We start from the raw sequence: 24,295 nt of genomic DNA on the forward strand, positions 1-24,295 counted from the left end.
CGATTCATTGATTTCTGCTGTACGTGCAGGAAGGAATCGCAGAGCAACAGTGAAAGAATATGGTTGCTAATGATTTTATTTGATTGATTTCTTTATTGAAAATCAACAATGTGCTTAAAAATCATTCGGGTCGGATTGCCGCGAAAGAAGTGATACACTAGCGCGTCAATATCAGTGCGGTATCAGTATTCAGGTAGCTGTTGAGCCTGGGGCGGTAGCGTGCTTTTTCTGCTTCACCTTAATCGGATAATCTCAACAAAAAGAGTTACTTGTGGATAAGCTATTTCGAAGAATTTTGCTCATTAAGATGCGTTTTCATGGGGATATGTTATTAACTACTCCCGTCATTAGTTCGCTGAAAAAAAATTACCCTGACGCAAAAATCGATGTGCTGCTTTATCAGGACACCATCCCGATCCTGTCTGAAAATCCAGAGATTAACGCGCTCTACGGCATAAAAAATAAAAAAGCAAAAGCCTCAGAAAAAATTGCCAACTTTTTTCATCTCATCAAGGTATTACGTGCCAATAAGTATGACCTTATCGTCAATCTCACCGATCAATGGATGGTTGCTATACTGGTTCGCTTATTAAATGCCCGTGTGAAAATTTCCCAGGATTATCATCATCGGCAGTCTGCTTTTTGGCGTAAAAGTTTCACCCATTTGGTGCCGTTGCAGGGTGGAAATGTGGTGGAAAGTAACTTATCCGTGCTGACCCCATTGGGAGTTGATTCGTTGGTGAAGCAGACAACCATGAGTTACCCGCCTGCAAGCTGGAAACGTATGCGTCGCGAACTTGATCACGCTGGTGTTGGACAAAATTATGTGGTTATCCAACCTACGGCGCGGCAAATCTTCAAATGCTGGGACAACGCCAAGTTTTCCGCTGTGATTGATGCCTTACATGTTCGTGGTTATGAAGTTGTTCTGACGTCCGGCCCAGATAAAGACGATCTGGCCTGCGTCAATGAAATTGCGCAGGGATGCCAGACGCCACCAGTAACGGCGCTGGCTGGAAAGGTGACCTTCCCGGAACTTGGTGCGTTAATCGATCATGCGCAGCTGTTTATTGGCGTTGATTCCGCACCGGCGCATATTGCCGCTGCAGTTAATACGCCGCTGATATCGCTGTTTGGTGCGACAGACCATATTTTCTGGCGTCCCTGGTCAAATAACATGATTCAATTCTGGGCGGGAGATTACCGGGAAATGCCAACGCGCGATCAGCGTGACCGAAATGAGATGTATCTTTCGGTTATTCCGGCGGCAGATGTCATTGCTGCTGTCGATAAATTACTGCCCTCCTCCACGACAGGTACGTCGTTATGATCGTTGCTTTTTGTTTATATAAATATTTTCCCTTTGGCGGTTTGCAGCGCGATTTTATGCGTATTGCTCAGACAGTCGCCGCCCGAGGTCATCATGTTCGGGTTTATACCCAGTCGTGGGAAGGCGAATACCCTGATGTATTTGAACTGATCAAAGTGCCGGTTAAATCGCATACCAATCACGGGCGCAATGCGGAGTATTTTGCCTGGGTGCAAAAACATTTACGCGAACATCCCGTCGATAAAGTCGTTGGATTCAACAAAATGCCGGGGCTGGACGTTTATTATGCCGCTGATGTTTGTTATGCCGAGAAAGTCGCGCAGGAAAAAGGCTTTTTCTATCACCTGACGTCACGTTATCGCCATTATGCCGCCTTTGAGCGGGCAACCTTCGAACAGGGAAAGCCGACACAGCTGCTGATGCTGACAGATAAGCAAATCGCCGATTTCCAGAAACATTATCAGACTGAAGCGGAGCGTTTTCATATTCTGCCACCGGGGATTTATCCTGATCGTAAATATAGCCAGCAGCCAGCTAATAGCCGTGAAATCTTCCGTAAGAAGAATGGAATAACCGAACAACAATATTTATTGTTGCAGGTCGGTTCAGACTTCACGCGTAAAGGTGTCGATCGTTCCATTGAAGCACTTGCTTCGTTACCGGATTCGCTGCGCCACAACACATTGCTATATGTTGTTGGACAGGATAAACCGCGAAAATTTGAGGCGCTGGCAGAAAAACGCGGCGTGCGCAGTAATGTTCACTTCTTCTCGGGGCGCAACGATGTCTCGGAATTAATGGCGGCGGCGGATTTATTACTGCATCCTGCCTACCAGGAAGCAGCGGGAATTGTGCTACTGGAAGCGATTACTGCAGGATTACCGGTACTAACAACAGCCGTTTGTGGCTATGCGCATTATATTGTCGACGCCAATTGCGGCGAGGCTATTGCTGAGCCATTCCGCCAGGAAACATTGAATGAGATTTTACGCAAAGCGTTAACGCAATCTTCATTGCGCCAGGCCTGGGCGGAAAATGCGCGACATTATGCTGATACACAAGATTTATACAGTCTGCCAGAGAAAGCGGCGGATATCATAACGGGTGGTCTGGATGGTTGAACTTAAAGAGCCGTTTGCCACGTTATGGCGCGGTAAAGATCCTTTTGAGGAAGTTAAAACCTTGCAGGGTGAGGTTTTTCGTGAACTGGAAACTCGCCGCACTCTGCGATTTGAAATGGCGGGCAAAAGCTATTTTCTCAAATGGCATCGCGGCACGACCCTGAAAGAGATAATCAAAAATTTACTCTCATTGCGGATGCCAGTATTAGGCGCAGACCGCGAATGGAGTGCGATTCATCGACTGCGGGATGTCGGCGTTGATACTATGTATGGGGTGGCATTTGGCGAAAAAGGTATTAATCCGCTGAGCAGAACCTCGTTTATTATTACCGAAGATCTGACCCCAACCATCAGTCTGGAAGATTACTGTGCTGACTGGGCGACTAACCCACCAGATGTTCGCGTAAAGCGTATGCTTATTAAGCGTGTCGCGACGATGGTGCGTGATATGCATGCTGCGGGCATTAACCACCGTGACTGTTATATCTGTCATTTCCTGCTGCACTTGCCTTTTTCCGGTAAGGAAGAGGAGTTAAAAATTTCGGTAATTGACCTACACCGGGCGCAGCTTCGCACGCGCGTTCCACGTCGTTGGCGCGATAAAGATCTTATAGGGCTTTATTTTTCTTCAATGAATATTGGCCTGACTCAGCGGGATATCTGGCGGTTTATGAAAGTGTATTTTGCCGCCCCGCTTAAAGACATTCTCAAGCAGGAACAAGGACTGCTGTCGCAAGCAGAAGCAAAAGCCACAAAAATCAGGGAAAGAACGATTCGAAAATCGTTGTAATTTCCGGAGAGAAATATGAGTGCCCACTATTTTAATCCACAAGAGATGATCAATAAGACAATCATCTTCGATGAAAGGCCAGCGGCGTCAGTAGCATCATCATTCCATGTTGCTTATGGCATTGATAAAAACTTTCTTTTTGGTTGTGGTGTTTCAATCACGTCAGTTTTGTTACATAACAACGACGTGAGTTTTGTTTTCCACGTTTTTATTGATGATATCCCTGAAGCCGATATCCAGCGTTTAGCCCAATTGGCGAAAAGCTATCGTACCTGTATCCAGATCCATCTAGTAAATTGTGAACGGCTTAAGGCATTACCGACGACCAAAAATTGGTCTATTGCCATGTATTTCCGTTTTGTAATTGCAGATTACTTTATTGATCAACAAGATAAGATCCTTTACCTGGATGCTGATATCGCCTGTCAGGGAAACTTAAAGCCGCTGATAACAATGGATCTTGCCAATAACGTTGCTGCTGTTGTTACTGAACGCGATGCTAACTGGTGGTCGTTACGGGGTCAAAGTCTGCAGTGTAATGAACTTGAAAAGGGCTACTTTAATTCAGGTGTCCTGTTAATTAATACGCTAGCGTGGGCGCAGGAGTCCGTTTCTGCTAAAGCGATGTCGATGCTTGCTGATAAAGCCATCGTTTCCCGTTTCACCTATATGGATCAAGATATCCTTAATCTTATCCTGTTAGGGAAAGTTAAATTCATTGATGCTAAATACAATACGCAATTTAGTTTAAATTATGAATTAAAAAAATCATTTGTTTGTCCAATTAATGATGAAACCGTATTAATTCATTATGTCGGCCCGACAAAACCCTGGCATTACTGGGCCGGTTATCCAAGTGCGCAACCTTTTATCAAAGCCAAAGAAGCATCGCCCTGGAAAAATGAACCGTTAATGCGGCCAGTTAACTCAAACTATGCTCGTTATTGCGCCAAGCATAATTTTAAACAAAATAAACCAATTAACGGGATAATGAATTATATTTATTATTTTTATTTAAAGATAATAAAATGAAATTGAGAAAAGTTAAATGAATGAATTTATAAAAGAACGGTTTTCGTATTTAGCAGATAATAAAAAAGAAAACGCCCCAGAGCTAAATGTTTCCTACGGTATCGATAAGAATTTTTTGTATGGTGCTGGCGTTTCAATTTCTTCCGTTTTGATTAATAATTCAGATATTAATTTTGTCTTTCATGTTTTCACTGATTATGTGGATGATGATTATTTAAAGTCATTTAATGAAACAGCAAAACAATTTAATACCTCAATTATTGTATATTTAATTGACCCCAAATACTTTGCTGATCTGCCGACGTCACAGTTTTGGTCATACGCGACATACTTCAGGGTATTGTCTTTTGAATATCTGAGTGAAAGTATTTCCACACTGCTGTATCTGGATGCCGATGTTGTTTGTAAAGGAAGCCTGAAACCTCTCACAGAAATTATATTTAAAGATGAGTTTGCTGCGGTCATTCCTGACAATGATAGTACTCAGGCGGCATGTGCAAAACGCCTCAACATTCCCGAAATGAATGGACGTTATTTCAATGCAGGCGTTATCTATGTCAATCTTAAAAAATGGCATGAAGCAAATTTGACACCGTATTTACTCAAACTTTTACGAGGGGAAACTAAATATGGCTCTCTTAAATATTTAGATCAGGATGCGTTGAATATCGCATTTAATATGAATAATATCTACCTTGCGAAGGATTTTGATACTATTTATACCCTGAAAAACGAACTTTATGATCGTAGTCATCGAAAGTATCAGCAAACCATTACCGATAAAACAGTGTTGATTCACTATACAGGGATAACTAAACCATGGCATAGCTGGGCTGGATATCCGTCTGCATCATACTTTAATATCGCGCGTGAACAATCTCCCTGGAAGAAATATCCTCTTAAAGAGGCGCGGACTGTTGCAGAAATGCAGAAACAATATAAGCATCTGTTTGCCCATGGTGAGTATATAAAAGGCATAACTTCATTAATTAAGTACAAGCTTAAGAAATAAATTACTCTTATGATTACAAGTATACGTTATCGCGGCTTCTCATTTTATTACAAAGATAATGATAATAAATATAAAGAAATCTTTGATGAAATACTGGCCTATAATTTTAAAACAGTAAAAGTATTATGTAATATTGATGATACCAAAGTATCGTTGATTGATACGAAATATGGTCGCTATGTTTTTAAAGTCTTTGCTCCGAAAACGAAAAGGAATGAACGTTTTTTAAAATCTTTTGTAAAAGGTGACTACTATCAGAATTTGATCGTTGAAACCGATCGTGTCATAAGTGCAGGTCTTACTTTTCCTAATGATTTTTATTTTCTGGCTGGGCGTAAAATTTTCAACTATGCCAGTGTTTTTATCATGCTTATCGAGTATGTCGAGGGCGTAGAGCTCAATGATATGCCGATTATTCCAGAAAATGTTAAAGCAGAAATTAAGGCTTCAATGGAAAAATTGCATGCCTTAAATATGCTATCGGGCGACCCACACCGGGGTAACTTTATCGTTAGTAAAGATGGTGTCAGGATAATTGACCTATCCGGTAAAAGCTGTACGGCAGAGCGTAAAGCTCGTGATCGTCTGGCCATGGAACGTCACCTGGGTATTGCCAACGAAATAAAAGATTATGGCTACTATTCAGTAATCTACAGAACCAAACTACGCAAATTTATTAAAAAATTAAAAGGCAAAGCGTAAACCACACAGTCAAAACGGAACCAACATGGATTTATTAGCTGAGAGTATTACTGAAGTCGCTGTCTCTGGGGAAATTGCTAACACCGATCGTGTGTTAAATATCGCTTACGGTATTGACCGTAACTTTTTATTTGGTGCGGCAGTATCTATGCAATCAGTTGTTATGCATAACCCGGACCTTGCGGTTAAGTTTCATCTCTTTACCGACTACATTGATGAAGATTATCTACAACGTGTTAATGCTTTTACCAGCAAAAATGCTAACGTTGAAGTAATAATTTATAAAGTCTCCAATGCCTTTATTGATATCTTCCCCAGCCTGAAACAGTGGTCTTATGCAACATTCTTCCGTTTAGTTGCGTTCCAGTATTTGAGTGAAACTATTGAAAATCTGTTATATATCGATGCTGATGTCATCTGTAAAGGCTCATTAGCTGGATTGCTTGATATTAATTTTGATGAGGATAAGTTCGCAGCTGTTATTAAAGATGTGCCTTTTATGCAGGAAAAACCAGCGAAGCGTCTGGCTATAGAGGGACTTCCAGGGAATTATTTCAACGCCGGTGTAGTATATCTGCAGCTTGAAGCATGGGCGAAAAATGATTTTATGAATAAAGCCATTGCTATGCTGGCAAGTGACCCGCAGCACACGAAGTATAAATGCCTTGATCAGGATATTTTAAATATTCTGTTCTTTGGTCATTGTAATTTTATTAGCGGCGATTATGATTGCTTTTATGGCATTGACTATGAGTTAAAAAATAAAAGCGATGAAGATTATAAAAAGACCATTACCGATGATACTAAGCTGATTCATTATGTTGGCGTAACGAAGCCCTGGAACGACTGGACGAATTATCCCTGCCAGAAGTATTTTAATGAGGCTTATCAGGCTTCTTGCTGGAATGATGTGGCGTTTATTCCAGCCACGAATGAAAAGCAGTATCAAGTGAAATATCAACATGCAAAGAAAAATGGTGATACGTTTAACGCTTTTATTTACTTCATTAAATTTAAATTAAATAAGTATAAAAGAAAACTATTTGGATAATAATAAAAATCATGGATGTCTGAGTTACAATAATAATTAAGGATGAGTACTATCATATTTTATTAGTTCAGGCAAGAGAACACGATGAGCAATGATTACCCTTTAGTATCCATAATAATACCGACGTATAATTCATCTGATTACATTACTGAAACTCTAACGAAATTAGAAAAACAAACTTACCCAAATTTTGAAATTGTTATTGTTAATGATGGTTCTAAAGATAACACATCAAACGTTTTGAGAGAGTATGGGTTAACCCACTCTCGATTAATTATTATCAATAAAGAAAATGGCGGTGTTTCGTCTGCCAGGAATACAGGTATCCGCAAGGCGCAAGGACAGTTTATATGTTTTATGGATGATGATGATGAGATAGATCCTAACTATCTGCTGAAGATGTATACCAGACAACATGAGACGGGAGGGGATGCGATTTATTGTGGGCTTTATGGCCATTATATAAAAGATGGTGTTACTTACTCACCTATAAATACAGAGTTTAATGAAGGATCTTTACTTTTCGACTTTTTTTATAAAAAGGTTAGATTCCATATAGGGTGCTTGTTTATAAGAAAACAACTTCTGGAAGAGAATAATCTTTTTTTTGATGAAGATTTACGACTAGGAGAAGATCTTGATTTTATCTATCGACTGCTAATTACATGCGATATGTATGCGGTTCCATATTATATGTATAAGCATAACTATAGAGAAAATTCCTTAATGAACTCATGTAGAACCATCACTCATTATCGACATGAGTCATTTGCGCACGAAAGAATCTACTCTTCTGTGATGCAGTTATACAAAGGTAACCGGAAAGAAGAAATTCATACATTATTGAGTCAAAATAGAGCTTATCATAAAACTCGTTATTTATGGAATGTTCTACTTAATGGTGATTTTAAACTATTGAATCAATTAGTTGAAAGCAATGAAAAAGAATTAAGAGATTGTAATCTTCCTGGCAAGAGAGATAAGAGACGAGCAAAAATATTAGCATCAAAAAATTATATTCTCTGGAGGATGGTAAGACTGGTAAATAGAAAAAAGAATAAACGTTAGATCTTGCATTAAATAACCCATCCTCGTAGCATAGGTTGAAATTATATGTCGTTTTGTTGGAATGAAATTAATTCTGGTATAAAGTCTTTAATTCTCATATTATGTATTTTTTCTTTAATGACTTTGTCTTTATGGGATGATGTTGCAACAAAGTTTCTTCATGCAGCTGGAATTATATCTGCATTGTATTTTCTTGCGACACCAAAAAAAACAATAACTAATAATCCTACTTTGTTAATTTTCATCTCATTATGTCTTTTGGGTATCGTAAATATCATCTGGTATTCACATTATAAAGTTTCAGGCTCTGTTTATACCAATGCATATCGTGGCCCAATGGAAACAGGAAAAATTGCCTTGTGTAGCGCTTTTATTTTCTTAGTTCTTTTTGCTAAAAATGAGATGAGAACAAAAATAAAATTTGGGAAACTAATTCTGTTCGCATCCCTGGCAACGCAGTTACTTTTTTTTGCGCATGCCATGTGGCAACATTTCTATTTAAACGTCGACCGTGTTGCATTATCAGCTTCCCACGCTACAACAGCAGGCTACATCATCCTTTTTCCTTCTTTACTGGCATCAATTCTCATTTTAAAATCCGACTTTAGACATAAAACAACATTATATACAATTAACTTCATGCTTAGCTTATGTGCTGTCATAGTAACTGAGACGCGTGCAGCCATATTAGTGTTTCCATTCTTTGCGTTAATATTAATCGTAATGGATAGTTATATTAATAAGCGAATTAATTATAAGTTATATTGTTTTATTGCGATTGCATTATTAGCAGGTGTATTTTCTTTTAAAGATACATTGCTTATGAGAATGAATGACTTAAATAACGATTTAGTTAATTATTCGCATGATAACACCAGAACTTCAGTCGGTGCCCGTCTGGCAATGTATGAAGTTGGCTTAAAAACATATTCTCCAATAGGACAATCACTGGAAAAACGTGCAGAAAAAATACATGAGCTAGAAGAAAAAGAGCCTAGATTGAGTGGCGCTTTACCCTTTGTAGATTCTCATTTGCATAACGATCTCATAGATACGTTATCAACGCGTGGTATTCCTGGAGTTGTATTAACAATTTTAGCATTTTCAGCAATACTCATATATGCCTTAAGAACTGCTAAAGAACCTTATATTTTAATCTTGCTTTTTTCACTACTGGTAGTAGGCCTAAGTGATGTAATACTCTTTTCTAAACCGGTTCCGACTGCTGTGTTTGTCACCATAATATTGCTTTGTGCTTATTTTAAAGCACAATCAGACCAATATTTATTAGATAAGTAATGAATATATGAAATAAAATCAGCAAGGAGGCTGATTTTATTTCAAAATTATCTATTAAGGGGTTGTAATTTAAATCATAGCAGCGTTTTCAGCGTTTTCTTCAATGAATCGCTTAACAGCATTTGCTGTCAATTGAGACAACTCATTCCCCGGAGCCCTACAAACCATCTGATTCTTCCCATACCCACCAATTAATCCCGGATCGGTTGGTCCATAAACCGTGATATTGGGTCTATCCAGTGCCGCCGTTAAATGGCTTAACCCCGTATCCACCGACACTACAAATTTAGCCCCGGCCAGCACGCGGGCAACGCCTTCCAGACTCATCTTCGGCAATACTTCAACATAATCAAATCCTTCCGCCAGTCGTTTCGCCCGTTCTTCCTCATGCGGCGCGCCCCACGGAAGTTTAATCCGTATTCCTGAATCAGCCAGTAAACCAATCAATTCTCGCCAGTGTTCTTCCGGCCAGTGTTTATCATCACGGGTCGTCGCATGAAGAAATACGGCATATTCGCCAGCATCTGTAGGCAGGTTCGTCAGAAAATGCTGTGCGATAGCATAATCGCCCTGGGTTTGCGGTTTGCTATAGCCCAAACTTTTGGCAAACAGTTCGCGGGTGCGTTCTACGGCGTGCTGCTGTTTTGCAATATGATGCTTACAATTGTAAAACAGGCTGGCTAAAGGTTCGCGAGCGGTTTGCCAGTCCAATCCATGCTTTACGCCATGCGCCAGACGTGTCACCAGTGCCGCGCTTTTTACCAGCCCCTGAGCGTCGATAACTGCGTCATAGTTCTCTGCTTGTAGCGCTTCACGAAACGCTTTGCGTTCAGCTTTTATGGGGGCCGAGAACCAGGCTTTACGCCAGCGACGTATTGCCACAGGAATAACTCGCTCAACGGCAGCGTGCCAGGAAGGAATCTGTGCGAACCCTTCTTCCACCACCCAGTCAAACTTAATCCCTGGGATTGCCTGCTGGGCATCAGTGAGTGCGGGCAACGTATGGAGAACATCGCCCATCGACGATGTTTTAACGATCAAAACCCGCATCCGTCAGGCTTCCTCTTGTAACAATAGCGTGTTGAGTTCTTCCAGTACGCGCTGGGGAGTAATGTCGATCAAGCTCTGGTGATAACCCTCCGCAGCGTCACCTTTACGCACTTTGTGATAGCCGGTAATCAGACGGATCACGCGCGCTTTATGGGATAGCGGCGGTGTGAAGTCCGGGCTACTTGGACCATACAGGGCAACCAGCGGACGATTGAGCGCCGCCGCAACGTGCATCAGGCCAGAATCGTTAGTGACAATGGCTTTACAGGCTGCAATCAGGATAACCGCTTGATCAAGCTGTGTTTCCCCCGCCAGGTTCCGACACCATGCCTGCTGCTCGGTATTCAAAGCGGCAAGAATCTCATTGCCCGCTTCATGATCTTTCGCAGAGCCAAACAGAACCACCTGATAACCTTCATCAATCAGCTGCTTTGCCAGTTCCGCATAGTGGTAGTGTGGCCAGCGTTTTGCCGGACCAAACTCCGCACCCGGGCAAAAGCCAATCATCGGACGTTCTGATGAAAGCGAAAATTGATTACAGGTATATGATTTTTCACCTTCGCTCACCTGCAACTGCGGCCATAACAATGGCTGCGGCAGATCTTGTGCGGTACGCATAATGCCTTTGTCATAGGCCAGCGCGACATAGCGTTCCACCATTAGCGGCCAGGCTTCTTTATCGAGCACGCGTACATCGTTGAGTAAACCGTAGCGCATCTCGCCGCGCCAGCCGGTGCGATGAGGAATACCCGCGAAGAAAGGCACTAATGCAGATTTGAAGGAGTTGGGTAAGACGTAGGCGCGGTCGTAGCGCTTTTCACGCAGGCTATGACCCAGTTTGCGGCGTTCGCCGATTTCCAGCGCTCCGTGACCGAGAGGCATAGGGATAGCTTCGTTAACTTCCGGCATCCGCGATAATAATGGACGGCACCATGCCGGTGCCATCACATCGATTATCGCCTGGGGATAGCGCGCCTGGAGCGTGCGATAGAGACTTTGCGACATCATCATGTCGCCAACCCAAGACGGGCCGATCACCAGTATTTTCATGCAGAGCTCTTATGCGTCGCGATTCAGCCAGGCCATGTATTCCGTTACACCTTCAGCAACGGTTTTGAACGGTTTGTCGTAACCCGCCGCGCGCAGATTTGTCAGATCTGCCTGAGTGAACGCCTGGTAGCGGCCTTTCAGCTTATCCGGGAACGGAATGTATTCGATCTGGCCTTTCTTGTGATAAGCCAGAGTAGCATCTGCTACGGCCTGGAAGGATTCCGCACGACCAGTACCGAGGTTGAAGATACCGGAAACGCCATTTTCCAGGAACCACAGGTTTACATCTGCCACGTCGCCCACATAGACGAAGTCACGTTTGAAGTTCTCGCTACCTTCAAACAGCTTCGGTGATTCACCGTTGTTAAGCTGAGTGTTGAGATGGAAAGCGACGCTCGCCATGCTGCCTTTATGGCCTTCACGCGGTCCATAAACGTTGAAATAGCGGAAGCCAACAATCTGCGAGTTCGCTTCAGGCAGGATTTGGCGAACATATTCATCAAACAGGAATTTTGAGTAACCGTAGACGTTCAACGGTTTTTCGTACTCGCGGGATTCAATAAAGTCGGAGGTGCGTCCGCCGTAGGTGGCTGCGGAAGAAGCGTACAGGAACGGGATTTCGCGCTCTAGGCAGTAGTGCAGCAGCTCCTTGGAGTATTGATAGTTGTTATCCATCATATACTTGCCGTCCCACTCGGTGGTGGAAGAGCATGCGCCTTCGTGGAAAATCGCTTCGACATCGCCGAACTCTTCGCCAGCCATAATCTGGATCAGGAAGTCTTCCTTATCCATATAGTCCGCGATATCCAGATCCACCAGGTTCACAAACTTGGTGCCGTCTTTCAGGTTGTCCACCACCAGAATATCGGTGATGCCTTTATCATTCAGGGCCTTAACGATGTTGCTGCCGATAAAGCCCGCGCCGCCGGTAACGATGATCATAACTGTAACCTTCGAATTATGGAGTCAGAGACAATCTCAGACACGAATACTTCTATCATATCACTATACGGCGTTGGCTTCAGCCATTCGCCAAAAGTGAGATTGATGGACGTTATTTATCCTGAATTTTGCAGAAGTGTTAACGCGTCATCTCGTCGCGACGTATAAGTTTGGGTAATATGTGCTGGAATTTGCCCTGTCTGGAGAATCGCAATGCGTGGAGAATTTTATCAGCAGTTAACCAACGATCTGGAAACCGCACGGGCGGAAGGGTTGTTTAAAGAAGAGCGCATTATTACGTCTGCGCAGCAAGCAGATATCACTGTGGCTGATGGAAGCCACGTCATTAACTTTTGTGCCAACAACTATCTCGGGCTGGCGAATCATCCGGATCTGATTGCGGCAGCAAAGGCGGGAATGGATTCTCACGGTTTCGGCATGGCTTCGGTGCGTTTTATTTGCGGCACTCAGGACAGCCATAAAGAGCTTGAACAAAAACTGGCGGCATTCCTGGGGATGGAAGATGCGATTCTCTACTCTTCCTGCTTTGATGCTAACGGTGGACTGTTTGAAACGCTGCTGGGTGCGGAAGACGCCATTATCTCCGACGCACTGAACCACGCGTCTATTATTGATGGTGTGCGTCTGTGCAAAGCTAAACGCTATCGCTATGCCAACAACGATATGCAGGAGCTGGAAGCACGTCTGAAAGAAGCGCGTGAAGCCGGTGCGCGTCATGTGCTGATTGCCACCGATGGTGTGTTCTCAATGGACGGCGTGATTGCCAACCTGAAAGGCGTTTGCGATCTGGCAGATAAATACGATGCCTTGGTGATGGTGGATGACTCCCACGCGGTCGGTTTTGTCGGTGAAAATGGTCGTGGTTCCCATGAATACTGCGATGTGATGGGCCGGGTCGATATTATCACCGGTACGCTTGGTAAAGCGCTGGGCGGGGCTTCTGGTGGTTATACCGCGGCGCGCAAAGAGGTGGTTGAGTGGCTGCGCCAGCGTTCTCGTCCGTACCTGTTCTCCAACTCGCTGGCACCGGCCATTGTTGCCGCGTCCATCAAAGTACTGGAGATGGTCGAAGCGGGCAGCGAACTGCGTGACCGTCTGTGGGCGAACGCGCGTCAGTTCCGTGAGCAAATGTCGGCGGCGGGCTTTACCCTGGCGGGAGCCGATCACGCCATTATTCCGGTCATACTTGGTGATGCGGTAGTGGCGCAGAAATTTGCCCGAGAGCTGCAAAAAGAGGGCATTTACGTCACCGGTTTCTTCTATCCGGTCGTTCCGAAAGGTCAGGCGCGTATTCGTACCCAGATGTCTGCGGCGCATACCCCTGAGCAAATTACGCGTGCAGTAGAAGCATTCACGCGTATTGGTAAACAACTGGGCGTTATCGCCTGAGGATGTGAGATGAAAGCGTTATCCAAACTGAAAGCGGAAGAGGGCATCTGGATGACCGACGTCCCTGTACCGGAACTCGGGCATAACGATCTGCTGATTAAAATCCGTAAAACAGCCATCTGCGGGACTGACGTTCACATCTATAACTGGGATGAGTGGTCGCAAAAAACCATCCCGGTGCCGATGGTCGTAGGCCATGAATATGTCGGTGAAGTGGTAGGTATTGGTCAGGAAGTGAAAGGCTTCAAAATCGGCGATCGCGTTTCTGGCGAAGGCCATATCACCTGCGGTCACTGTCGCAACTGTCGTGGCGGTCGTACCCATCTGTGCCGCAACACGATCGGCGTCGGCGTTAACCGTCCGGGCTGCTTCGCCGAATATCTGGTGATCCCGGCGTTCAACGCCTTCAAAATCCCAGACAATATCTCCGACGACCTGGCTTCCATTTTTGATCCCTTCGGTAACGCCGTGCATACCGCGCTGTCGTTCGATCTGGTTGGCGAGGATGTGCTGGTCTCTGGTGCAGGTCCGATAGGTATTATGGCTGCGGCGGTGGCGAAACACGTTGGTGCACGCAATGTGGTGATCACTGATGTTAACGAATACCGCCTTGAGCTGGCGCGCAAAATGGGTATCACCCGTGCGGTTAACGTCGCGAAAGAAAACCTTAATGATGTGATGGCTGAACTGGGCATGACCGAAGGCTTTGATGTCGGTCTGGAAATGTCCGGTGCGCCGCCAGCGTTTCGTACCATGCTTGACACCATGAACCACGGCGGCCGTATTGCGATGCTGGGTATTCCGCCGTCTGATATGTCTATCGACTGGACCAAAGTGATCTTTAAAGGCTTGTTCATTAAAGGTATTTACGGTCGTGAGATGTTTGAAACCTGGTACAAGATGGCGGCGCTGATTCAGTCTGGCCTCGATCTCTCGCCGATCATTACCCATCGTTTCTCTATCGATGATTTCCAGAAGGGCTTTGACGCTATGCGTTCGGGCCAGTCCGGGAAAGTAATTCTGAGCTGGGATTAACACGAACAAGGGCTGGTATTCCAGCCCTTTTATCTGGGGATAATCTGTTGAATATGTAAAATCCTGTCAGTGTAATAAAGAGTTCGTAATTGCGCTGATCTCTTATATAGCTGTTCTCATTATCTCTCTACCCTGAAGTGACTCTCTCACCTGTAAAAATAATATCTCACAGGCTTAATAGTTTCTTAATACAAAGCCTGTAAAACGTCAGGATAACTTCAGAGGTCGTCGGTAATTTATGATGAACAGCACCAATAAACTTAGTGTTATTATTCCGTTATATAATGCGGGCGATGATTTCCGCACTTGTATGGAATCTTTAATTACGCAAACCTGGACTGCTCTGGAAATCATTATTATTAACGATGGTTCAACGGATAATTCTGTTGAAATAGCAAAGCATTACGCAGAAAACTATCCGCACGTTCGTTTGTTGCATCAGGCGAATGCTGGCGCATCGGTAGCGCGTAATCGTGGGATCGAGGTGGCGACGGGCAAATATGTCGCTTTTGTCGATGCTGACGATGAGGTCTATCCCACCATGTACGAAACGCTGATGACCATGGCGTTAGAGGACGACCTCGACGTGGCGCAGTGCAACGCTGACTGGTCTTTTCGTGAAACGGGAGAAACCTGGCAATCCATCCCCAGCGATCGCCTTCGCTCAACCGGCGTATTAACCGGCCCGGACTGGCTGCGGATGGGGCTTTCTTCGCGCCGTTGGACTCACGTTGTCTGGATGGGGGTTTATCGCCGTGATGTTATTGTTAAAAATAACATTAAATTTATTGCCGGATTACATCATCAGGATATTGTCTGGACAACAGAATTCATGTTTAACGCGCTGCGTGCGCGATATACCGAGCAATCATTATATAAATATTATCTGCATAATACGTCAGTGAGTCGGTTGCATAGACAAGGGAATAAAAACCTTAATTATCAACGTCACTATATTAAGATTACCCGCCTGCTGGAGAAATTAAATCGAAATTATGCTGACAAAATTACGATTTATCCGGAATTTCATCAGCAAATAACTTACGAAGCATTGCGTGTTTGCCATGCGGTGCGCAAAGAGCCGGATATTCTTACCCGCCAACGGATGATTGCCGAGATATTTACTTCCGGTATGTATAAGCGCCTGATTACCAATGTGCGCAGCGTGAAGGTCGGTTACCAGGCGTTACTGTGGTCTTTCCGCTTATGGCAATGGCGCGACAAAACGCGGTCGCACCATCGCATTACGCGTAGCGCCTTTAATTTGCGCTAGCGTTAAACTTCGCCGCTTCGGGCTGTTTACCCCAGCCTTGCCACTGATGCTGGAAGTAAACGATCAGCGTGCTCTGGCTGATGCTTTCGCTTAATACTTCAAAGAAGCGATTAGCATAAACAGGTTCTATCGGTTTCTTCGGTTTGCACAGCTTCACGCCACGGAACGGATTACGCGGTGCATCAGGCACAGCGTTTTTCGGCGGTGTAGAAGTATCAACCTGCGGTTCATTCAGCAAGCTGCTGGCTTTCACCAGCGTAATGTCTGGCGGCAGGTTATAAACCATCTGTTGTAGCACGCGTACCGTTAAAGGGTGAGGATGCCCAATGGCAATGGTTGAACCGTTGCGACGCGCCAGATCAATTGCGCGATTAAATTGCACACGGATGTCCGCTTCGTTCTGCGAATCGTCGAGGAACACCTTCCGTTTAATAACCTTCACGCCAGTACCTTGCGCGGCGCGCATCGCCTGGGTATTACCGATGGTTACGCTGTCGAGGAAGTAAAGATTGTAACGCTCCAGTGCCTGCATCACTTTCTGCATACCAAACAGGTTAGAGGTCATCTTGCTACCCATGTGGTTGTTGATCCCCACGGCATAGGGCACGTTATTGACCGCACTACGAATAATGCGCTCAATTTCGTCGCTGCTCATCTCCGGGCGCAGCGTATTTTTCTCCAGCGGCTGTTTACTCAGTGGTGCCATCGGGAGATGAATCAACACTTCGTGCCCGCTGTTATGCGCTTTGGTCGCCATCTCTCTGGCGTGCGGTGAATCGGGTAATACAGCGACGGAGATAGCGGAGGGCATCGCCAGCACCTGGTTTTCGTTGTGCGGGCGATACCCAAAATCATCAATGACGATGGCAAGTTTGCCAGCAAGTACGGGGGAGGAGAGCGCCAACAGAGCGGCAAATGCAAGAACGTTACGACGAAATGGAAACAAAACTTATCTTCCCAACCACGGCTGTGGATTGACCGCCTGACCCTGGCGGCGAATTTCGAAATAGAGTGAAGGCCGACCCTGACCGCCACTGCTGCCCACCAGTGCAATTGGCTGGCCCGCGCGAACCTGCGAACCAACGCTCACCAGTGCGCTCTGATTATAGCCGTAAAGACTCATGTCGCCTTTACCGTGCTCAACCACCACCACCAGACCGTAACCTTGCAGCCAGTCAGCCAGAATCACTCGACCGTCGGCAATTGCTTTAACTTCAGTACCTTCAGAGGCACCGATAACCATCCCTTTCCAGCGTAATTCACCCTGTAGCTGCTCGCCATAGCGATGCAGCGTCGGCCCGCGAACCGGCCAGAATGCCTGACCACGCGGCGCACCCAGACCACCAGTTCGGGACATCAGCGATTTTTCGCTTTCGGTCGGTTTGTAGGTGGTGCCTTTGCGCGTCGCTTCTTTCTGGCGGTCGCGAACCGCCTGGGCCTCACGCGCTTCTCGTTCAGCACGCGCTTTCGCCGCGGCTTCCGCACGGGCAATGCTGTTACGCAGACGGGATTCGTTGGCACGCAGTTCACTTAGCTGCTGCTGACCTTGCTGGATGGAAGATTCCAGCCCCGCCAGCGTCTTTTTACGCTCGTTCAGAGCCTGAGTCAGTTTCGCCTGTTGGGCGCGCTGTTCATATAACAGCGTTTGTTGCTCGCTTTGTTTCTCTTCCAGTTCAGCACGCTGCATGGCGACTTCTTCACGCGTTTGCTTCAACTGGGCAATGGTTTCTTGTCGCGCCTGGTTGAGATAGCCGAAATAAGCCTGTAAACGCTGTCCACACTGGCTTTCTTCACCGCTGAGAATTAGCTGAATACCGGTATGCTCGCCCTGACGGAATGCGGCATCCAGTTGTGCGGCGAGGCTGCGCTCCTGGGCGGCTTTTTGCTGCTCCAGTTTGGCAATCGACGCGTTCATCTCATCAATCTGTTTATTGAGTTGATTGAGCGTGTTTTGCGTTTCGCGCAGCTTACGGGTGGCTTCAGAGATCGCTTCTTCCTGCTTTTTCAATTGTGCGAGCAGGCTTGCGCGTTGTTGTTGCTTTTGGCGTACCGCGCGCTCTTTTGCGGCGATATCGGCCTGAATAGATTTGAGTTGGTCACGCTCATCCGCGTGGGCGGAAAAGGCGCACAACAATACGCCAGCGCTAAGAACGCTGGCGTAGATGATGGGCCTGATTGCAAACCTGCGCGGTTTCACGGCCCGTGTCATGGTATTAATCGCCTTTCCCCTCATGGGGAGGGATTATTCCACGATGAACAGCGGCTTACCAGTCATCTCTTGCGGGATTTCCATACCCATCAGCGACAACATGGTCGGCGCGATGTCAGAAAGTTTGCCGCCTGCAACCGCTTTCACGTTCTTATCACCAACGTAAATCAGCGGAACTGGCAGGTTGGTGTGTGCCGTGTGTGCCTGACCCGTTGCCGGATCGCGCATCTGTTCAGCGTTACCGTGGTCAGCGGTGATCAGCAGTTGTCCACCCACGGACTCAACCGCTTTCGCGACTTCTTCCACGCAGTGATCCAGTGCTTCAACCGCTTTAACCGCCGCTTCCATCACCCCGGTGTGACCTACCATGTCGCCGTTCGGATAGTTACAGATAATGGTGTCGTATTTGCCGCTCTTGATGGCCGCAACCAGTTTTTCGGTCAGCTCTGCGGAGCTCATTTCCGGTTGCAGATCGTAGGTAGCCACTTTCGGTGAGTTGATCAGAATGCGATCTTCGCCTTTGAATGACTCTTCTACGCCACCGTTGAAGAAGAAAGTAACGTGGGCATATTTTTCGGTTTCGGAAATACGCAACTGAGTTTTGTCGTTTTTCGCCATCCACTCGCCGAAGGTGTTAACCAGGGAAGCGGGTGGGTAAGCAACCGCAGTTTTGATGTCAGCGGCGTATTCGGTCAGCATCACGAAATCGACGTTAACCACTTTCTTACGCGCGAAGCCGTCGAAATCTGCGTTTACGAATGCACGAGTGATTTCGCGCGCGCGGTCAGCACGGAAGTTCATGAAAATCAGCGCATCGCCGTCTTCCATTGCCGCATCTGGCTGACCTTCTGCACGAATAACGGTCGCTTTCACGAACTCGTCGTTTTCGTCGCGAGCATAAGCTGCCTGCAAACCAGCAACGGCAGTATCGGCCTGGAACTCACCCTGCGCCAGAGTCAGCAGGTCATAGGCTTTTTCAACGCGATCCCAACGGTTATCGCGGTCCATCGCGTAGTAACGACCAATGATGGACGCTACGCGGCCTTTACCCAGCGCAGCAAATTTCTCTTCAAATTTTTTCAGCGAGGATTCAGCACTGCGCGGCGGGGTGTCGCGACCGTCAAGGAATGCGTGCAGGTAGATTTTTTCTGCGCCGCGTTCAGCTGCCAGTTCTACCATCGCCATGATGTGATCTTCGTGGCTGTGTACGCCGCCTGCGGAGAGCAGACCCATAATGTGTACTGCTTTACCTGCGTTTTTCGCTTTATCTACCGCGCCAGTCAGCACTGGATTAGCAAAGAAAGCGCGATCTTTGATTTCAACGTCCAGACGAGTCAGGTCCTGATACACGATGCGGCCGGCACCCAGGTTAACGTGGCCTACTTCGGAGTTACCCATCTGACGGTCAGGCAGACCGACTTCCAGACCGGAAGCGTCGATCAGGGTATGCGGACGATTGGCCCACAGTGCATCCATTACCGGGGTTTTAGCACTAAAAATGGCGTTATCCTGCTGTTCTTCACGATAGCCATAGCCATCCAGAATCACCAGTACCATAGGTTTTTTAGAAACCGACATTGCGACAACCTCATACTCAAGAGTCAAAATTTGCGTAATTTTACTACAGCTGAATCGATAAAATAGCCTCTGAAGATCAAAATATACGACCGCTCGCGGCAAGCCGATGCCAGATTTGCGCTTTTTTTTCGTCGTGCCCCGCAAAATTGCATTCCAGTTAACGCGCTGGCTGTATTTGCCGCACCGCGCAGGTATACTCCTTTCCTGGTTTTTTTAATCACTACGTCGGGAGTTGTTACCCCCCATGCAAGAAATTATGCAATTTGTTGGCCGTCATCCCATACTGAGTATCGCCTGGATCGCGTTACTGGTGGCGGTTCTTGTGACTACGTTTAAGAGCCTGACCTCGAAAGTGAAGGTGATTACTCGTGGTGAAGCTACGCGTCTGATCAACAAAGAAGACGCTGTGGTTGTGGATTTACGTCAGCGTGATGACTTCCGTAAAGGCCATATAGCAGGTTCTATCAATCTGTTGCCGAGCGAAATCAAAGCCAACAATGTTGGTGAGCTTGAGAAGCACAAAGACAAACCGGTTATCGTGGTAGACGGTTCTGGCATGCAGTGCCAGGAGCCTGCAAACGCGCTGACGAAAGCTGGTTTTGCGCAAGTATTCGTGCTGAAAGAGGGCGTTGCTGGCTGGGCTGGCGAAAACTTGCCTCTGGTGCGCGGCAAATAATTTACCTGTCGTCTTTCATGATGCAGGCCGTTAGCTGCAATTAGGCCCCCAGCGACTTATTGTTATAAGCTTCTGGGGACACTCCATTTTGCAGCCGCCCTGCAACATGAAATTTCAGGGTAAAAAAACAGGAGCTAAATTATGGCCAATGTTGAAATCTATACCAAAGAAACCTGCCCGTATTGCCATCGTGCAAAAGCACTGCTGAGCAGCAAGGGCGTGAGTTTTCAGGAGTTGCCGATCGATGGCAATGCCGCCAAGCGTGAAGAGATGATCAAACGCAGCGGTCGCACCACGGTTCCCCAGATTTTTATTGACGCACAGCACATTGGCGGCTGTGATGACTTGTATGCATTGGATGCACGTGGTGGACTGGATCCCCTGCTGAAATAACGTGTGAACGTTGGCATTACATTGCGCAGTATTTAAGGACAACACTTAAGGGTTTTCTACACATGTCAGAACAAAACAACACTGAAATGACTTTCCAGATCCAACGTATTTATACCAAGGATATCTCTTTCGAAGCGCCGAACGCGCCGCACGTTTTCCAGAAAGATTGGCAACCAGAAGTTAAACTTGATCTGGATACGGCATCTTCCCAACTGGCAGATGACGTATACGAAGTGGTACTGCGTGTTACCGTAACGGCCTCCCTGGGCGAAGAAACCGCGTTCCTGTGTGAAGTTCAGCAGGGCGGTATTTTCTCCATCGCGGGTATCGAAGGCACCCAGATGGCACATTGCCTGGGCGCATACTGCCCGAACATTCTGTTCCCGTATGCTCGTGAGTGCATCACCAGCATGGTATCCCGCGGTACATTCCCGCAACTGAACCTTGCGCCGGTTAACTTCGATGCGCTGTTCATGAACTATTTGCAGCAGCAGGCTGGCGAAGGTACTGAAGAACATCAGGATGCCTGATGAACCAACGTAATGCTTCAATGACTGTGATCGGTGCCGGCTCGTACGGCACGCTCTTGCCATTACCCTGGCAAGAAATGGCCACGAGGTTGTCCTCTGGGGCCATGACCCTGAACATATCGCAACGCTTGAACGCGACCGCTGTAACGCCGCGTTTCTCCCCGATGTGCCTTTTCCCGATACGCTCCATCTTGAAAGCGATCTCGCCACTGCGCTGGCAGCCAGCCGTAATATTCTCGTCGTCGTACCCAGCCATGTCTTTGGTGAAGTGCTGCGCCAGATTAAACCGCTGATGCGTCCTGATGCGCGTCTGGTGTGGGCGACCAAAGGGCTGGAAGCGGAAACCGGACGTCTGTTACAGGACGTGGCGCGTGAGGCCTTAGGCGATCAAATTCCGCTGGCGGTTATCTCTGGCCCAACGTTTGCGAAAGAACTGGCGGCAGGTTTACCGACGGCTATTTCGTTGGCCTCTACCGACCAGACCTTTGCCGATGATCTCCAACAATTGCTGCACTGTGGCAAAAGTTTCCGCGTTTACAGCAACCCGGATTTCATCGGTGTGCAGCTTGGCGGTGCGGTGAAAAACGTCATTGCCATTGGCGCGGGGATGTCCGACGGTATCGGTTTTGGTGCGAATGCGCGTACGGCACTGATCACCCGTGGGCTGGCTGAAATGTCGCGTCTTGGCGCGGCGCTGGGTGCCGAGCCTGCCACCTTTATGGGCATGGCGGGGCTGGGCGATCTTGTGCTTACCTGTACCGACAACCAGTCGCGTAACCGCCGTTTTGGCATGATGCTCGGTCAGGGCATGGATGTACAAAGCGCGCAGGAGAAGATTGGTCAGGTGGTGGAAGGCTACCGCAATACGAAAGAAGTCCGCGAACTGGCGCATCGCTTCGGCGTAGAAATGCCAATAACCGAGGAAATTTATCAAGTATTATATTGCGGAAAAAACGCGCGCGAGGCAGCATTGACGTTATTAGGTCGTGCACGCAAGGACGAGCGCAGCAGCCACTAACCCCAGGGAACCTTTGTTACCGCTATGACCCGGCCCGCGCAGAACGGGCCGGTCATTATCTCATCGTGTGGAGTAAGTAATGTCGTGTGAAGAACTGGAAATTGTCTGGAACAATATTAAAGCCGAAGCCAGAACGCTGGCGGACTGTGAGCCAATGCTGGCCAGTTTTTACCACGCGACGCTACTCAAGCACGAAAACCTTGGTAGTGCACTGAGCTACATGCTGGCGAACAAGCTGTCATCGCCAATTATGCCTGCTATTGCTATCCGTGAAGTGGTGGAAGAAGCCTACGCCGCTGACCCGGAAATGATCGCCTCTGCGGCCTGTGATATTCAGGCGGTGCGTACCCGCGACCCGGCAGTCGATAAATACTCAACCCCGTTGTTATACCTGAAGGGTTTTCATGCCTTGCAGGCCTATCGCATCGGTCACTGGTTGTGGAATCAGGGGCGTCGCGCATTGGCAATCTTTCTGCAAAACCAGGTTTCTGTGACGTTCCAGGTCGATATTCACCCGGCAGCAAAAATTGGCCGTGGCATTATGCTCGACCACGCCACGGGCATCGTTGTGGGTGAAACGGCGGTAATTGAAAACGACGTATCGATTCTGCAATCTGTGACGCTTGGCGGTACGGGTAAATCTGGTGGTGACCGTCACCCGAAAATTCGTGAAGGTGTGATGATTGGCGCGGGCGCGAAAATCCTCGGCAATATTGAAGTTGGTCGCGGCGCGAAGATTGGCGCAGGTTCCGTGGTGCTGCAACCGGTGCCGCCGCATACAACCGCCGCTGGCGTTCCGGCTCGTATTGTCGGTAAACCAGACAGCGATAAGCCATCAATGGATATGGACCAGCATTTCAACGGTATTAACCATACATTTGAGTATGGGGATGGGATCTAATGTCCTGTGATCGTGCCGGATGCGATGTAATCATCTATCCGGCATACAGTAACTAATCTCTCAACAACGCTCCCGGATATCCCAGCTGCCGCCAGGCTTCATACACCACTACCGACACCGCATTGGACAGATTCATGCTGCGGCTGTCCGGCACCATCGGAATGCGAATTTTTTGTTCAGCGGGCAGGGCATCAAGAATGCTCGCTGGCAGGCCGCGTGTTTCCGGGCCGAACATCAGATAATCGCCATCCTGATAGCTTACGGCGCTGTGAGCAGGCGTACCTTTCGTGGTGAGGGCAAACAGGCGCTGGGGATTTTCTGCTTCGAGGAACGCGCGATAGTCATGATGACGCGTAACGGCGGTAAACTCGTGATAGTCCAGCCCCGCGCGGCGCAGGCGCTTATCGTCCCAGGCAAATCCCATCGGTTCGATGATATGCAGACGAAAGCCGGTATTAGCGCAAAGACGGATGATGTTGCCAGTATTTGGCGGAATTTCTGGTTCGTAAAGTACGATGTTTAGCATACTGCCCCCTTAGTGCGGGGGCAGGATAGCAGAAAATTGGTGAACCGTGCGGCCTTTTCCCCTCACCCCGGCCCTCCCCCTGTCTCTTGATCAGGAGATCTGATCAAGAGACAGCTCCCTGAGGGAGAGGGTTAGGGGGGTGCCCCTATTAAGTTGTCAAGCATGTTATGACCCCTGCGGGGTATAAAAAGTCCCGTCGCGCATCATGGCGAACAGAACGTCGCAGCGTCGTCTCGCCAGGGCGATAAGCGCCTGATTGTGTCGTTTTCCCTGACTCATTTTGCGGGTGTAGTAAGCCC

At 47.2% G+C, this 24,295-nt stretch carries 23 protein-coding genes and 2 pseudogenes; 17 read left to right on the forward strand and 8 right to left on the reverse strand.

The window, feature by feature from the left end:
- Positions 1–271 precede the first annotated feature (271 nt).
- The 9 genes from rfaQ to BFF42_RS07880 all read left to right on the forward strand — a co-directional run bounded on the left by rfaQ (position 272) and on the right by BFF42_RS07880 (position 9,405).
- Entirely contained in the window at positions 272–1,330 is a 1,059-nt protein-coding gene (rfaQ, locus tag BFF42_RS07840; protein ID WP_000359318.1) for a lipopolysaccharide core heptosyltransferase RfaQ, read from the forward strand.
- Entirely contained in the window at positions 1,327–2,451 is a 1,125-nt protein-coding gene (locus BFF42_RS07845; protein ID WP_000634269.1) for a glycosyltransferase family 4 protein, read from the forward strand. The genes rfaQ and BFF42_RS07845 overlap by 4 nt, the downstream gene beginning before the upstream one ends.
- Positions 2,444–3,241, forward strand: a complete 798-nt coding sequence (rfaP, locus tag BFF42_RS07850; protein WP_004987565.1) for a lipopolysaccharide core heptose(I) kinase RfaP — start codon at positions 2,444–2,446, stop codon at positions 3,239–3,241. Before BFF42_RS07845 ends, rfaP begins: the two co-directional genes overlap by 8 nt.
- A 15-nt stretch (positions 3,242–3,256) precedes the next feature.
- Positions 3,257–4,273: a lipopolysaccharide 3-alpha-galactosyltransferase gene (gene waaO, locus BFF42_RS07855; RefSeq protein ID WP_001272731.1), complete on the forward strand. Its 1,017-nt coding sequence runs from the start codon at positions 3,257–3,259 to the stop codon at positions 4,271–4,273.
- Positions 4,274–4,289: 16 nt separating this feature from the next.
- Positions 4,290–5,285, forward strand: a complete 996-nt coding sequence (locus BFF42_RS07860; RefSeq protein WP_001001720.1) for a glycosyltransferase family 8 protein — start codon at positions 4,290–4,292, stop codon at positions 5,283–5,285.
- A gap of 9 nt (positions 5,286–5,294) precedes the next feature.
- Positions 5,295–5,987, forward strand: coding sequence for a lipopolysaccharide core heptose(II) kinase RfaY (gene rfaY, locus BFF42_RS07865; protein WP_000633077.1), 693 nt, complete (start codon positions 5,295–5,297; stop codon positions 5,985–5,987).
- A gap of 25 nt (positions 5,988–6,012) precedes the next feature.
- On the forward strand, positions 6,013–7,038 hold the full coding sequence (locus BFF42_RS07870) for a UDP-galactose--(galactosyl) LPS alpha1,2-galactosyltransferase (RefSeq protein WP_000364784.1): 1,026 nt from the start codon (positions 6,013–6,015) through the stop codon (positions 7,036–7,038).
- Between the two features lie 84 nt (positions 7,039–7,122).
- Positions 7,123–8,106, forward strand: a complete 984-nt coding sequence (locus BFF42_RS07875; RefSeq protein WP_000064013.1) for a glycosyltransferase family 2 protein — start codon at positions 7,123–7,125, stop codon at positions 8,104–8,106.
- Between the two features lie 45 nt (positions 8,107–8,151).
- Positions 8,152–9,405 carry an O-antigen ligase family protein gene (locus BFF42_RS07880; RefSeq protein ID WP_005009053.1) on the forward strand — a complete coding sequence of 418 codons (1,254 nt, stop codon included), beginning with the start codon at positions 8,152–8,154 and terminating at the stop codon, positions 9,403–9,405.
- A gap of 69 nt (positions 9,406–9,474) precedes the next feature.
- Here the strand turns inward: BFF42_RS07880 and rfaC are convergent, their stop codons facing one another.
- Genes rfaC through rfaD form a run of 3 tightly spaced genes read right to left on the reverse strand, consistent with a single transcriptional unit; the run spans position 9,475 to position 12,447 of the window.
- The gene (rfaC, locus tag BFF42_RS07885) at positions 9,475–10,455 is read right to left on the reverse strand and encodes a lipopolysaccharide heptosyltransferase RfaC (RefSeq protein WP_001264567.1); all 981 of its coding nucleotides are present in this window, start codon (positions 10,453–10,455) and stop codon (positions 9,475–9,477) included.
- Between the two features lie 3 nt (positions 10,456–10,458).
- Positions 10,459–11,505 carry an ADP-heptose--LPS heptosyltransferase RfaF gene (gene rfaF, locus BFF42_RS07890; RefSeq protein ID WP_000699231.1) on the reverse strand — a complete coding sequence of 349 codons (1,047 nt, stop codon included), beginning with the start codon at positions 11,503–11,505 and terminating at the stop codon, positions 10,459–10,461.
- A gap of 9 nt (positions 11,506–11,514) precedes the next feature.
- Positions 11,515–12,447 (reverse strand): ADP-glyceromanno-heptose 6-epimerase, encoded by a 933-nt coding sequence (gene rfaD, locus BFF42_RS07895; protein WP_000587750.1) that lies wholly within the window; start codon positions 12,445–12,447, stop codon positions 11,515–11,517.
- A gap of 213 nt (positions 12,448–12,660) precedes the next feature.
- On the opposite strand from rfaD, the gene kbl reads away from it, so the two are divergent.
- The 3 genes from kbl to waaH all read left to right on the forward strand — a co-directional run bounded on the left by kbl (position 12,661) and on the right by waaH (position 16,165).
- Positions 12,661–13,857: a glycine C-acetyltransferase gene (gene kbl / locus BFF42_RS07900; RefSeq protein WP_001213833.1), complete on the forward strand. Its 1,197-nt coding sequence runs from the start codon at positions 12,661–12,663 to the stop codon at positions 13,855–13,857.
- A 9-nt stretch (positions 13,858–13,866) separates the two neighbouring features.
- On the forward strand, positions 13,867–14,892 hold the full coding sequence (tdh, locus tag BFF42_RS07905) for an L-threonine 3-dehydrogenase (RefSeq protein ID WP_000646014.1): 1,026 nt from the start codon (positions 13,867–13,869) through the stop codon (positions 14,890–14,892).
- A gap of 238 nt (positions 14,893–15,130) precedes the next feature.
- Complete coding sequence (waaH, locus tag BFF42_RS07910; RefSeq protein WP_000982104.1) at positions 15,131–16,165, forward strand: UDP-glucuronate:LPS(HepIII) glycosyltransferase; 1,035 nt, start codon at positions 15,131–15,133, stop codon at positions 16,163–16,165.
- On the opposite strand, the gene BFF42_RS07915 is transcribed toward waaH, so the two are convergent.
- Genes BFF42_RS07915 through gpmM form a run of 3 tightly spaced genes read right to left on the reverse strand, consistent with a single transcriptional unit; the run spans position 16,152 to position 19,952 of the window.
- Entirely contained in the window at positions 16,152–17,111 is a 960-nt protein-coding gene (locus tag BFF42_RS07915; RefSeq protein ID WP_000483851.1) for a divergent polysaccharide deacetylase family protein, read from the reverse strand. The two genes, waaH and BFF42_RS07915, sit on opposite strands and share 14 nt — an antisense overlap.
- Before the next feature lie 3 nt (positions 17,112–17,114).
- Positions 17,115–18,374, reverse strand: a complete 1,260-nt coding sequence (envC, locus tag BFF42_RS07920) for a murein hydrolase activator EnvC (RefSeq protein WP_005055324.1) — start codon at positions 18,372–18,374, stop codon at positions 17,115–17,117.
- A 33-nt stretch (positions 18,375–18,407) separates the two neighbouring features.
- Positions 18,408–19,952 (reverse strand): 2,3-bisphosphoglycerate-independent phosphoglycerate mutase, encoded by a 1,545-nt coding sequence (gene gpmM, locus BFF42_RS07925; RefSeq protein WP_000116565.1) that lies wholly within the window; start codon positions 19,950–19,952, stop codon positions 18,408–18,410.
- Between the two features lie 244 nt (positions 19,953–20,196).
- Here gpmM and BFF42_RS07930 point away from each other — a divergent pair, with 244 nt between their 5' ends.
- The 5 genes and pseudogenes from BFF42_RS07930 to cysE all read left to right on the forward strand — a co-directional run bounded on the left by BFF42_RS07930 (position 20,197) and on the right by cysE (position 23,470).
- On the forward strand, positions 20,197–20,628 hold the full coding sequence (locus tag BFF42_RS07930) for a rhodanese-like domain-containing protein (protein WP_001156181.1): 432 nt from the start codon (positions 20,197–20,199) through the stop codon (positions 20,626–20,628).
- 141 nt (positions 20,629–20,769) lie between these two features.
- Positions 20,770–21,021: a glutaredoxin 3 gene (gene grxC / locus BFF42_RS07935; protein WP_000024392.1), complete on the forward strand. Its 252-nt coding sequence runs from the start codon at positions 20,770–20,772 to the stop codon at positions 21,019–21,021.
- A 62-nt stretch (positions 21,022–21,083) separates the two neighbouring features.
- Positions 21,084–21,551 (forward strand): protein-export chaperone SecB, encoded by a 468-nt coding sequence (secB, locus tag BFF42_RS07940; RefSeq protein ID WP_000003377.1) that lies wholly within the window; start codon positions 21,084–21,086, stop codon positions 21,549–21,551.
- Positions 21,551–22,569, forward strand: a pseudogene (gpsA, locus tag BFF42_RS07945) (NAD(P)H-dependent glycerol-3-phosphate dehydrogenase). Before secB ends, gpsA begins: the two are co-directional and overlap by 1 nt.
- Before the next feature lie 79 nt (positions 22,570–22,648).
- Positions 22,649–23,470 (forward strand): serine O-acetyltransferase, encoded by an 822-nt coding sequence (gene cysE / locus BFF42_RS07950; protein WP_001277561.1) that lies wholly within the window; start codon positions 22,649–22,651, stop codon positions 23,468–23,470.
- A 52-nt stretch (positions 23,471–23,522) separates the two neighbouring features.
- Here cysE and trmL read toward each other — a convergent pair whose 3' ends face one another.
- Both trmL and BFF42_RS07960 read right to left on the reverse strand, forming a co-directional pair.
- Positions 23,523–23,996 carry a tRNA (uridine(34)/cytosine(34)/5-carboxymethylaminomethyluridine(34)-2'-O)-methyltransferase TrmL gene (gene trmL, locus BFF42_RS07955; protein WP_000932346.1) on the reverse strand — a complete coding sequence of 158 codons (474 nt, stop codon included), beginning with the start codon at positions 23,994–23,996 and terminating at the stop codon, positions 23,523–23,525.
- A 165-nt stretch (positions 23,997–24,161) separates the two neighbouring features.
- Positions 24,162–24,295, reverse strand: a pseudogene (locus tag BFF42_RS07960) (IS110 family transposase); the annotation flags it as partial.

It is taken from the genome of Shigella sp. FC1661 (assembly GCF_001712525.1).
Taxonomy (GTDB): Bacteria; Pseudomonadota; Gammaproteobacteria; order Enterobacterales; family Enterobacteriaceae; genus Escherichia; species Escherichia coli.